Source organism: Halomonas sp. PR-M31 (assembly GCF_001039575.1).
Classification (GTDB): domain Bacteria; phylum Pseudomonadota; class Gammaproteobacteria; order Pseudomonadales; family Halomonadaceae; genus Modicisalibacter.
In genome coordinates this window covers 30,753-42,440 of sequence record NZ_JIBT01000046.1, presented here as the reverse complement: position 1 = coordinate 42,440, position 11,688 = coordinate 30,753, and the positions used below count along the sequence as shown (strand labels likewise).

The 11,688-nt window shown below is 58.0% G+C and carries 9 protein-coding genes and 1 pseudogene; 5 read left to right on the top strand and 5 right to left on the bottom strand.

The window, feature by feature from the left end; translation table 11 throughout:
- Positions 1-386 (bottom strand): AMP-binding protein (locus CH74_RS13245; protein ID WP_216594768.1); only part of this gene is annotated, 386 nt, incomplete at its 3' end.
- 44 nt (positions 387-430) lie between these two features.
- Positions 431-1,519: an MBL fold metallo-hydrolase gene (locus CH74_RS13240; protein WP_053070764.1), complete on the bottom strand. Its 1,089-nt coding sequence runs from the start codon at positions 1,517-1,519 to the stop codon at positions 431-433.
- Positions 1,520-1,766: 247 nt separating this feature from the next.
- On the opposite strand from CH74_RS13240, the gene CH74_RS13235 reads away from it, so the two are divergent.
- The 5 genes from CH74_RS13235 to CH74_RS13215 all read left to right on the top strand — a co-directional run bounded on the left by CH74_RS13235 (position 1,767) and on the right by CH74_RS13215 (position 9,210).
- On the top strand, positions 1,767-3,116 hold the full coding sequence (locus CH74_RS13235) for an MFS transporter (RefSeq protein ID WP_048308017.1): 1,350 nt from the start codon (positions 1,767-1,769) through the stop codon (positions 3,114-3,116).
- 111 nt (positions 3,117-3,227) lie between these two features.
- Positions 3,228-4,331 carry a Rieske 2Fe-2S domain-containing protein gene (locus CH74_RS13230; protein ID WP_048308016.1) on the top strand — a complete coding sequence of 368 codons (1,104 nt, stop codon included), beginning with the start codon at positions 3,228-3,230 and terminating at the stop codon, positions 4,329-4,331.
- A 258-nt stretch (positions 4,332-4,589) separates the two neighbouring features.
- Complete coding sequence (locus tag CH74_RS13225) at positions 4,590-5,975, top strand: DUF1329 domain-containing protein (RefSeq protein ID WP_048308015.1); 1,386 nt, start codon at positions 4,590-4,592, stop codon at positions 5,973-5,975.
- 196 nt (positions 5,976-6,171) lie between these two features.
- Positions 6,172-7,566, top strand: a complete 1,395-nt coding sequence (locus CH74_RS13220; protein WP_048308014.1) for a DUF1329 domain-containing protein — start codon at positions 6,172-6,174, stop codon at positions 7,564-7,566.
- 30 nt (positions 7,567-7,596) lie between these two features.
- Positions 7,597-9,210: a DUF1302 domain-containing protein gene (locus CH74_RS13215; protein ID WP_048308013.1), complete on the top strand. Its 1,614-nt coding sequence runs from the start codon at positions 7,597-7,599 to the stop codon at positions 9,208-9,210.
- 132 nt (positions 9,211-9,342) lie between these two features.
- Here the strand turns inward: CH74_RS13215 and CH74_RS18345 are convergent.
- The 3 genes and pseudogenes from CH74_RS18345 to CH74_RS19015 all read right to left on the bottom strand — a co-directional run bounded on the left by CH74_RS18345 (position 9,343) and on the right by CH74_RS19015 (position 11,545).
- Positions 9,343-10,076, bottom strand: a pseudogene (locus CH74_RS18345) (enoyl-CoA hydratase-related protein).
- A 33-nt stretch (positions 10,077-10,109) separates the two neighbouring features.
- Positions 10,110-11,198 (bottom strand): aldehyde dehydrogenase family protein, encoded by a 1,089-nt coding sequence (locus CH74_RS13205; protein WP_216594767.1) that lies wholly within the window; start codon positions 11,196-11,198, stop codon positions 10,110-10,112.
- Positions 11,192-11,545 (bottom strand): hypothetical protein, encoded by a 354-nt coding sequence (locus CH74_RS19015; protein WP_216594766.1) that lies wholly within the window; start codon positions 11,543-11,545, stop codon positions 11,192-11,194. The genes CH74_RS13205 and CH74_RS19015 overlap by 7 nt, the downstream gene beginning before the upstream one ends.
- Positions 11,546-11,688: the final 143 nt, after the last annotated feature.

Here is an 11,688-nt window from a genome sequence, read left to right as displayed (position 1 = left end):
TATTGGACTCGGGCGCCGGGCCACCGCCCCAGCATCGCCGCGGCGACGAAGGCCACCGCCCATTCCGGGCGGTTGCGCATGGCGATGGCGACCCGATCCCCTGGTTCCAGGCCCTGAGCATGCAGCCAACTCGCCAGCGCATCTGCCTCGGCGAAGAAGCGCGTAAAACTCCAGCGCTCTCCCTGATAGACGATGAAGGTCTTGTCACCGTGAACGCGGCTGGCCCCGATCAAGGCGGGCAGGGAGACCGGCGCCTGACGAAACACCGCCAGGGGTTGCCCGTTCACTTCAACGTCGGTTAGCTCGAAAGGGGCGCCGGGACCGGTCAGCTGTGCTTTCAGAGCAGCAATATCGATGGTTGTTGTTTGCTCGTTTATCGTTTCCACGTCGAACCTCACAGTACGTCGGGTCGTTGCTAGATCGGATCCGGTCAGGCAGACGTTGGCGTCGTGCCTGCTGGGTAAAAGTTGTCGATGTCGCTGCGCTGTCGCCGAATGAGACGCCCCTCGCGACGCAGCCAGTTCAGGTGGGCAATCGCTTCACCCAAGGCCATGAGTTGTTCCATGGCACTCAGCTGCTGAGGGAAAAGGCAGTTCATCGCCTCAAAGGCGGTAAAGCCCGGCGAACGCACCGCCAGCGCCATCACAAGATCGAATTGCCGTGAATGGTGCTCGCGCAACTGCTGCAGGCGCTCAGGCAGCTGGCGGAACACCTCGCCATGGGACGGCATGACCAGGGTGTCTGGGGCCAGGGCATCGAGCCGGTCCAGCGACGCCAGCCAGTCTTTCAAAGGGTCTGCCTCGGGCTGAATATCGCTGACCAGTACGTTCGAGCTGATTTCCGGCAGCACCTGATCGCCGGCAATCAATAGCTTGTCTTCGGCGCAGTACAGACAAACATGCTCCGGAGAGTGCCCTCCGCCCACTATCACGCGCCAGCGACGGCCACCGATACTCAGCTCGTCATTCTCGCGCAGCCGGCGAAAGGCTTGCGGGCAAGGCGGATTGAAAGGGTAGTTGCGCAGCTTTTCGAACATGTGGTCGATGTCGGGGGCAGGCATCCCGGCGCGGGCGAAAAATCCTTTCTGATCATCCTGTATGGGAGCCGCCTTGTCGCTAGCCAGGGCGCGCATGGTGAAGTATTCACCGTAGCTCATGTACAGCGGCAGATTGAAACGCTCCATCAGCCAGTGGGCAAGCCCCGCATGGTCATGGTGGAAATGGGTGCACACCAGGGCCTTGAAGGGTAAGCCATCGATCTGCTGGGCGGCAATCAGCTCCCAGGCCTGCTGACTCTGCTCGCTGTTCAAGCCCGTATCGATCAGCCACCACCCATCGTCGTCGCGCAGCAAGTAGACGTTGACGTGGTTCAAGGCCATGGGCATTGGCATTCTGGCCCATAGCACGCCCTTGGCCACCTCCACTACCTGGCCACTGGCTTGCGGTGTCGAAAAAGGAAAGGACAAGGCCTCTTTTTCCCGGCATTTGCGCTGGGCGCGTTCCCTTTGGCTGACCGCCATCGTCTCTCTCCTGATTGACCGCTTCGCTTGCCTGTTTATCGCTTCGCTTACCTATGACCACCTCGCTTGACCGTGCGGGGGAAGGCAAGTCGTTATCCCGGGCTGTAAGAACAATCTAGAAGCCGAAGGCACTCTTCAATACGTCCAAAAGGACGATGTTGGCGCTCGGCCTGCCATCGAGGATGGCCGAACAGTGGCATGGCGTTTTCACCACCACGCCGACAACGACACAATCACAAGGTGACCCATGGCAGTTTCTTCCACCACGGAACCCGCTGGCCGACACGCTCATCTGAGCCTTTTGTTGCTGGCGCTGATCTATGTCTTCTCGTTCATCGATCGCAACGTGATCGCCATCGTAATCGAACCCATCAAACAGGAGTTCGGCGCCTCGGATACGGTGATGGGGCTATTGACGGGTATCGCCTTTGCTCTGCTTTATGCGCTGCTCGGTGTGCCCCTGGGACGGATGGCGGATCGGGGTGCGAATCGTCGCAATATGGTGGCGATCTGTTGCGGGCTGTGGAGCCTGGCCACCATGGCCTGCGGCATGGCTCAGCAATTCTGGCAGCTGCTGTTGGCGCGCATGACCGTGGCCGTTGGCGAAGCCGGCGGCATGGCGCCTTCGGTGTCCATGGTGGCGGATCTCTATCCCAAGGAGCGTCGCTCCCTGGCGATGAGCCTGTTCATGATGGGGCCGCATTTGGGACTGCTGGTGGCCATGATGCTTGGGGGATGGCTGGCGCAAACCTATGGTTGGCGAACGACCTTCGTTGTCTTTGGCGCACCGGGACTGCTGTTGGCCCTGTTGCTGCTGACCATCACTCGGGAGCCGCGTCGCGGTGCTTATGACGCACCGGGCATCACCCAGGCAACGGAAGCCTCCTTGTCCGGCCAGATTCGATCGCTGCTGAGAATTCGTGGTTTTACGCTACTCTGCCTGGGCTGTGGGCTGGCCGGTGTTGCGGGCTACGGCTATGGCATCTGGGCGCCGACCTTTCTTTTAAGAAGCCACGGCCTGACGCTGGCTCAGGCGGGGCTGCTGTTCGGCTTTGCCAGCGGTCTGAGCGCCATGGCCGGCGCGCTGTTCAGCGGCTGGTATTGCGATCGACTATGCGCCCGGGATTCCCGCTGGCAGATCGGCCTGCCCTTGCTCGGAGTCTTGATCAGTATTCCCATGGGTCTTGCGTTCCTGCTCTGGCCGGCGACCGGTCTCTGGCAGGTAGGCGGATTGACGATTCCTCATGCGATGCTGTTCGCCGCTGGCTTCGGCTTCTTCAACAGCTGGTGGCCGTCGCTTTCCTACGCCGCCATCAGTCACATGCTCACCGCCAATCAACGCGCTCTTGGCGCAGCGCTGCTCAACTTGTGCATCACGCTGCTGGGCGCCGGCTTCGGGCCGCTGATATCCGGCGTGCTGAGCGATGTCTTCACCACCACTTTCGGGGCGGATGGCTTGCGCTATGCCTTGGCCTGTGTGCTTTGCCTGCTGCTGCTGACTGCGCTGCTCTTTACCGTTGCCCTGGCCCACTATCGCCAGCGCCTGGATCAGCTTACCGGCGAGACGATGAGCGGCGCTCAGCCGGCGACGTCCTAGACGTCATTCACTTTCTCTGCCCGTCCAGCGATATCGTCCAAACAGGGGATGAGTGCGAACGGACCAGGCTCGACAATCACAAGAGTATCAATCCCATTCGAGGAGGAACCGATGGCAACTTCCCAGGATTATCGGCTAGGCGACTACACCTTTCCCCGTGGCTGGTTCATGATCGCCACCGCCGACGAGATCAATACGCACAAACCTTTGGCTGTGCGCTATTTCGGCCGAGATTTCGCGCTCTATCGCGGTCAGGAAAGCGGCCGTCCGGTGTTGCTAGACGCCTATTGCCCGCACATGAAGACGCACCTGGCCGCCCGTAACGACACGTCTTACGTGATCATCGACGGCGGCGGCACCAACGTCGAGGGCGACAGCATTCGCTGCCCCTACCATGCCTGGCGCTTCGGCCCGGACGGTCAGTGCAACGACATTCCTTATCACGACGGCCCGATCCCCAAGACCGCCTGCGTCAAGTCCTGGCCGGTGGTGGAAAGCCTTGGCGCAATATGGGTCTGGCATGACCCGGAAAACGGCGAGCCGGAATGGGAGCATCCCTCGCTTCCGGAATGGGACGATGCGGGCTGGGTCAACTGGAAGTTCGACGATCTGGGCGTCCTCGAACAGCACCCTCAGGAAGTCATCGACAATATCTGCGACTACGGCCATCTGGGTCCGATTCACGGCTCCACGGTGCAGCGCTACGAAAACGAATTCAACGGCCATCTCGCCACGCAGCGCCAGGCCGGCCCGCACCGCACCCTGGTCAACGCGGACGGTGGCAGCCCGATCCTGCACACGGACACCACCTACCACGGCCCGGGGGTGCTGATCTCCTATCTGACCGGCTATTACGACAGCGTCTTGATGATCAACCATACGCCGATCGAGGACGGCAGCATCAAGGTCTGGCACGCGCTGCTGGTGAAATCTCCCAGCGGCAGCAGCCCGGTCACCACCCAGGACGAGATTGCCGCTCGTCAGTTCCAGCACGCAAGCCTATTGGCCTTCATGCAGGACTTCGAGGTGTGGACCAACAAGGCGCCCTGCCTCAACGGCATGTTCATTCCCAGCGATGGCCCCTTCATGAAAGCGCGAATCTGGTACAAGCAATTTTACAACCCGCGGGAACGGGCGCATGAGTTTCGCGACCAGTGTGACGGGATTTATGTCCCCCGCGGTGCAGTGGCCTACAGTGAAAGCGAAAGCGCCTGACGGAAAAGCGGATGGATTCAATACGCCGGGATAGCCACGCCATCCCGGCGTTTTTTTATTGCAAGGGCACGGACATCGCTGGCTGGCCGATGACGTTGTAGAGCGTCGATATTGATGATAGCGACTTGTCTATTTCAATTCATGCTAAAACGCTAACTTTATAGTCTAATCGGACGACGTAATGCTAATAAAAGCATTTTATCATACAAGATAATCACCACGTTTTGTTCGACCTGTATGTTCCCAACGGGAGGAAACATGAGCAGAAAGTATCCAGCTCTCGTGTTCAGTTCATTATTCACTCTGGCACTTTTTCCAAGTATTACTCAGGCTGCTGTATCGGCTCAGGAAGTGCAGAAACTGGGTAATGAATTAACCTGTGTCGGAGCAGTGTCAGCAGGTAATAAGGAAGGCACCATTCCCCCTTTTTCAGGCAAATGGCTAGGAACACCCTCGGGAATGAACTACGACGAGAATGTTGGTCAGCATCCAATAAACCCCTACCGCAACGACACTCCCATCTTCGTGATTACCGGTGACAATTGGCGCGAGAACTCGAACAAACTAACGCCAGGGCAACAAGCTATGTTCGAGCAATATCCACAGACGTTCGAAATGCCGATCTATCCGGGCAGACGCGATTTTCGCTATCCCCCGCAAGTCTGTGACATCGCCAAGCGCAATGCCCTGGAGGCGGAGTTAACCGATGGCGGATTAGGCTTTTCGGGCTACAAGGGTGCGGTGCCTTTTCCCGTAACGGAGCAACCGCTGGAAGTACTGATGAACACCTATTTCCTGTATCGCGCCTACACCGAGAGTATGCCGAAGCGGGATATCGCTGATATCAGTGCCAGCGGTAACATTACCTGGGGTCAAACGAAGATCGATGGTCTTAATGTAGTGACTCGTCCAGAAAATATGGGCGAGCCGATAGAAGGGGTGATGGCGTACTACCGCTCGGAGGTCCTACTGCCGACCCGCAATAAGGGTTCCATCACTATCTCTTCGGAGCCTACGAACTTTGTCGAAGGTGATCGACTTGCTTGGAACTATAATCCCGGCACTCGTCGCGTCAGGCAGATGCCAGAATACGGCTTCGACAGCGCCGCCGATGGTACCAGTGGGAAGGTTACCATCGATCAAGACCGGCTTATGAACGGCTCGCCCATTCGCTATAACTGGTCGCTCAAAGGCAAAAAAGAGATCTACATTCCTGCCAATGCCTATCGCATTCATTCAAATGACGTCAGTTACGACGATCTGTTGATCAAACATCATGCCAACCCAGATTACATGCGCTATGAACTGCGCCGGGTCTGGGTATTGGAAGGAAGTCTCAAGCAACAGTATCGCCATAAATACGGTAAAAGAGTCATGTACATCGACGAGGATACTTGGCACGGCATTGTAGCCGATTACTACGACACTCGTGATCAGCTAGTGCAGCATGCTTTCATCAACTACTACTATGCATTCGATGCGAAGGCTTGGCATGCGGGCACGAGTTTTTATCATGATCTGGCTACTGGAGGCTACGTAGCCTTTAACCTTTTCCAAGACCTGGACAAAGGCCCCATTCTCAACAAGGGAGGCTTGAGTCCGGATATGTACACCCCGGCAGCGCTACGTGCCTCGGGTTACTAAAGAGAAATTGCAAACTTTTACCGTTGCTATTCCAGCGCAACAACACAGCTTGATTCAGCCGCTGGGCGATAAATTTAAAAATTTTCTTGCCTAGTCTCAATGGACGACGTTGCTCCTCATACGCTGCGCAATGATTGAAGCACAAGCAAAACAACGCGCTCGATCTCTGTCCCAAACCTTCCCGGTAGGAGGAAGCATGATAAACAGGTATCTGTTAGTCCCCGTCACTTCTGTACTTGCGCTGTCGTTCGCCATGAGCACGGCCCATGCCAAGGTGTCTTCCCAAGAGGCCCAGAAACTCGGCAGTGAACTCACCTGTGTGGGTGCCGAGGCATCCGGCAACGCGGATGGCACCATCCCGCCCTTTACCGGGGAGTACATGGGCAAGTTGCCAGGCAACGTCAACTACACCCCGCATGTGGGGCAGCACCCGGTGAACCCCTTCGCCAACGAACAACCCAAGTTCGTGATCAACGGCAGCAACTGGCGGGACTACCAGGACAAGCTTTCCGAAGGCCAGCAGGCGCTCTTCCAGCGCTACCCGGATAAGTTCGAGATGCCGGTGTATGAGAGCAAGCGAATCTTCAGCTACCCGCAACAGGTGTGCGATATCGCCAAGCGCAACGCGACGGAAGCGGAATTGACGGATGGTGGCCTGGGCTATTCGGGCTACAAGGGCGGCACGCCTTTCCCCATTCCCAGCGGCCCGGACGAGGCCCTGCAGGTGCTGTTCAACCTGACCTTCCCCTATCTCGCCTATACGGAAGTCATGGAGAAGCGTGACATCGCCGAGGTGAGCGCCAGCGGCAACATCACCTGGGGGCAGACCAAAAATACCGGTCTCAACATGACCACGAAACCCGAGGAGATGGGTAAACCCGTAAGTGGCGTCATGGCCTATTCCAACACCGGAACCCTGAAGCCGACTCGAGACAAGGGCACGACGACAGTCTCCTCCGAGCCTGTGAACTTCTCCAATGACCGTCTCGCTTGGACTTATAACCCAGGGACACGTCGCGTTCGCCAGCTACCGGAATACGGCTTCGATAGTCCGGCCAAAGGTACCAGTGGCAAGGTCACCATCGACCAGGACCGGCTGATGAACGGCTCGCCCATCCGCTACAACTGGACGCTCTTGGGCAAGAAAGAGATGTACGTGCCTATCAACACTTATCGTTTACACACCGAAGACGTGAGTTATGACGAACTGCTACAGCCCGGCGTTCCTAACCCCGACTTCATGCGCTATGAGCTGCGCCGAGTCTGGGTACTCGAAGGTGCTCTCAAGAACAACTATCGCCACAAGTATGGCAAGCGCGTGCTGTATATCGACGAAGATAGCTGGCACGGGCTTATGGCCGACTACTACGACACTCGGGGTCAGCTCGTTCAGTATGCCGCCTCCAACTATTACTACACGCCGGATACTGAAGCCTTCCATGCCGGTACCAGCTTCTACTACGACCTGAGCGGCGGCGGATACGTGGCCTATAACCTGTTCCAAGACCTGGACAAGGGCCCGATCCTGAATGCGGGTGGCTTGTCACCGGACATGTACACGCCTGCTTCCTTGCGCGCAAGAAGTTTCTAAGTTCGATTCTGTCAAGGGAACACAACGACAATGAATAATAAATTTCGTCTAAAGCCTCTCGTGGCGGCCCTGCTAGGTGCAGGGCTCTCTCAGACCGCCTTTGCAGGAGAAACCATCGATCTAGGCAAAGGTGTCAATCTGGATTGGCAGGCCACCGCCACTTATACCTTGTCTACCCGCCTGGAAAATCCCGATTCAGAGCTTGAGGACTTTACAAGCGGCAATGACGGCAACAACAATTTCGATCGAGGCGACCTGACGGCCAATCGTCTCAGCCTGTTGCTGGAAACGCGTCTTTACAAGGGAAACAGCGGCCTCGTCGCCTCTGCCAGCACCTTCTACGACGATGTCTATCACAATTCCACCGACAACGACGGCCCGGTCAACTATCCGGGAGATCCGGATGAGTTTACCGACGGCGCCGAGCGCTATCACGGTGGCTATTCGCGGCTTCTGGATTTTTATGGCTACACCACCCAGACCTTCGGCGACGACGTTCTCGCCAATTTTCGTCTAGGTAAGCACGTCGTCTCCTGGGGCGAGGCGTTATTCTTCCCGGGCATTTCAGGCGCTCAGGGGCCTGCGGACGGCACCAAATCGGACATCCCTGGCACCGAGGTCAAGGATATCCTGCTGCCGGAAGACCAGGTCTCCATGCAGATGCAGATCGGCAATGACTGGTCGCTGCTGGCTCATGCGCAATATGGCTGGCACCGTACCATCGTGCCGGAGCCTGGTGCCTTTTTGAGCACCAGCGATGTCATCGGTCGCGGTGGCAAATGCCTGGGTCCTGTTGTGGGAGGCACCTGTACCTTTGCGCCTCGCGGATCGAACGACGAGCCGGACGATTTCGGCCAGTGGGGGGTCGGTGCACGCTATCGTCTTAGCCTAAATACCGAGGTGGGCCTTTACTACCTGAACTATCACGACCGTATCCCGTTGACGGAGGTCAATCCCTTGGCCAATGGGGGTCTGGGTAGTTACAACGTGAACTACTTCGACAATATCGATCTGATCGGCGCCACCTTCACCACGGCCATGGGCAAGGCTTCCATCGCTGGCGAAGTATCCTATAAGGATGGTGCCCCAACGCTGGTCAGCACCGAGATTCTGGGCGCCAACGGCAACTACAACACCATTGCGTCGGCCACCGAGGCCAAGATACTTCAAACCAACCTGAACACCCTGTACAACTTCGGCCGCACCCCCTTTGCGGACGGCGTGCTACTGGCTGCGGAGCTGGCCTACGTCAACGTGCTGGATGCGGACAAGCGTCGCCTGGCCGGCGCCGACAACCTGCCCGAAACCGTGGCGCCAGAAACCGACGATCTGTACTTCTCCAATCACGGACTTGCCTTTTCCACCACACTGACATTGGACTATCCGGGCTTTACCGAAGACTGGGATCTTAGCGTGCCGGTAAGCTACTCCCAGCAGCTCAGCGGTCGTACTCTGACCGGCGGCGTAGGGGGTGAAGGTGACATGCGTGGCAGCGTCAGTGCCAACTTCACTCATCGCACCGGCTTTCAGGCGGGGCTGACCTACGTCGGCTTTTATGGCGGATCGGAAACCGATACTCCAGAAGAACAGCGTCTTCTCACCGACCGAGATTTCGTGGCGCTGGTGTTGAAGAAAGCCTTCTAATTCACGTTAGGCATGGCACTTGATGCCCATCGGCTCAGGCCGATGGGTTTTTTTATGGATGTTTTAATACAGACATGGCCTGAAAAGAAAATGGCTCTTCTCGAGAGCCATTTTGCGAAAAAACCCATCATTTCAATTCAAGAACTTGTGCAAGGCCGCTCGCGCCTCAGGGGTATGCAAATACTCTTCGAAGACATCGAGTTCTTCCTCGACGATCTGACGCAAGCGCTCACGTTGATGATCCCGCAACATGGCCTTACCCTGCCGGACCGCCGCCTGGGGCAACGCGAGAAGCCGTTTCAGGCGTTGCGCAAGCGCGTCCTCTATATCCGCCGCCGACAGTACCGCGTTGACCAGCCCCAGCTGCTGGGCGGTAGCGGCGTCGCAGGTCTCCCCCATTACCAGCAGTTCGAAGGCCTTGAGGTGGCCGATCAGCTGCGGCAGCAGCAGACTACTGCCGCCTTCCGGCACCAGCCTAATCGAGTGAAAGGCAACAGGAAACGCGCCTCTTCCTGGCAGAGCACCAGATCGCAATGCAACAACAGCGTAGTGCCGATACCGACCGCATGACCCTGTACCTTGGCGACCAAGGGTTTGGAGAATGCCGTAAGAATTTTGAACAGGCGCCGGGAGGCAGCGAGCGGGTCGTCGGCTACCAGGAAATCCTGCAGATCGTTGCCGGCACAAAAGCTATCCCCCGCGCCGTCGATCACTACCACTTGAACGGCCGAGTCCTCATCGGCTTGAGCGAGAGCCTCGCTCAGCGCCGCGTACAGGGGGCGGTTCAAGGCATTCTTGCTCTCCGGACGATTCAGGGTCAGGCGTAACACACCTTGCGCTTGCTGGCTGATCAATAGCTGACTCATGCAGGACCTCGTTCGAGCTTTTGTATGGGCACGTCAATCCGGCACGACCTGGGCTTTCATGGCGGCCAGAAAGCCATCGTCGTAGGGCGGCAGCACCCCCCATTCGGCTCGCGGGTCTATCGACGGCGCCTTGAACACCGTGCGCATATGGCTGAATTCACGAAAACCGTCGAAGCCGTGATAGTGCCCCATGCCCGAGGCGCCCACCCCACCGAAGGGCGCCTCGTGCATGGCCGCGTGCATCAAGGCGTCGTTGATCGTTACGCCTCCGGAGAGCGTGTGCTCGAGCACCTGACGCTGTTCGGCGGCGTCTTCGCCAAAATAATAAAGCGCCAAAGGCCGACTGCGATGATTGATATCCGCAATCACCTCATCGATCCGGTCATAGGGCAATACCACCAGCGCCGGGCCGAAGATTTCTTCCTGCAGGATACGGCTGCTGCGCGGCGGATCGACGATCAGATGCAGGGCGCGTCGGCGGCTACTCTCGTCCTCGGTGGTATCCTCCGGGGTAATTTCGATGCGTCCTCCCGCCTGGCGTACTTCATCGATATACCCTTCGATGCGGGTCAGGTGCGCGTCGTTGATCACCGAAACGACGTCCGGGTTCTCCGCGACGCTTGGGTAGAGACTCGCAAAAGCCTGCTTGAGACCGGTAAGCGCTTCCTCCAATCGCTCCCGGGGCACGTATAAGAGGTCTGGACTGATGCATATCTGGCCGCCATTGGTGGACTTGGCCAAGGCGATTCGATGGGTGGCGGCATCCAGGTCGGCGCTACGCCCAAGGATGGTCGGCGACTTGCCCCCCAGCTCCAGGGTGACCGGCACCAGGTTCTCCGCGGCGGCGGCCATGATCTTGCGCCCCACTTGGGTACTGCCGGTGAACACCAGATGATCGAAAGCCTGGGCGGCAAAGGCGGCGCCCACTTCGGCATCTCCAGTGACCACATCGATGATGTCGGGATCGATACGTTCGGCGAAGGCGTTGGCCAGCACCTCGGCAGTGCGCGGTGCGATCTCGGAGGGCTTTAATATCGCTCGATTACCCGCGCCCAATACGCAGGCCAAAGGGCTGAGCAAGGTGAAGACCGGCGCGTTCCAGGTGCCGATAATGCCTACCACCCTTTGGGCTGATACATCACCCAGGCTTCGGCACCCAGCTGATCGTAGGGAAAGAACGGCGGCCGCTTGTCTGCCTGCATCCATTTTTCGAGATGGTCCCGGGTATGCTTGAGCGAGCCCAGGGTGCCGAGGATATCGTTCATGATCGAATAGCCTGGGTGGCGACCGCCGAAATCCTCGCCCATGGCATCGGCGAGCGGCTCGTGATAAGCCACCAATAGATTGATCACCTGTTGCAGGCGGGCGCGGCGCTCCTCGACGCTGACCTCGCCGGCGGCGGTGAAGGCCGCTCGTTGCTGCATGAGTCGCTGTGCTATGTCTTCAGCGTGATTGCGTGTATCCGCCATGTGAAAGCCCTTTTATCGTCATGTTCGTCAATGACTCCCTTGTTAGCCCATCACAATGCTTGAAGCGTCGTCCAATCGGACGACGAGGGGAACCGAGGCGGTGGGAATTCAATTTGAACCTCGCGCAGGATGGGCGCCCTGCC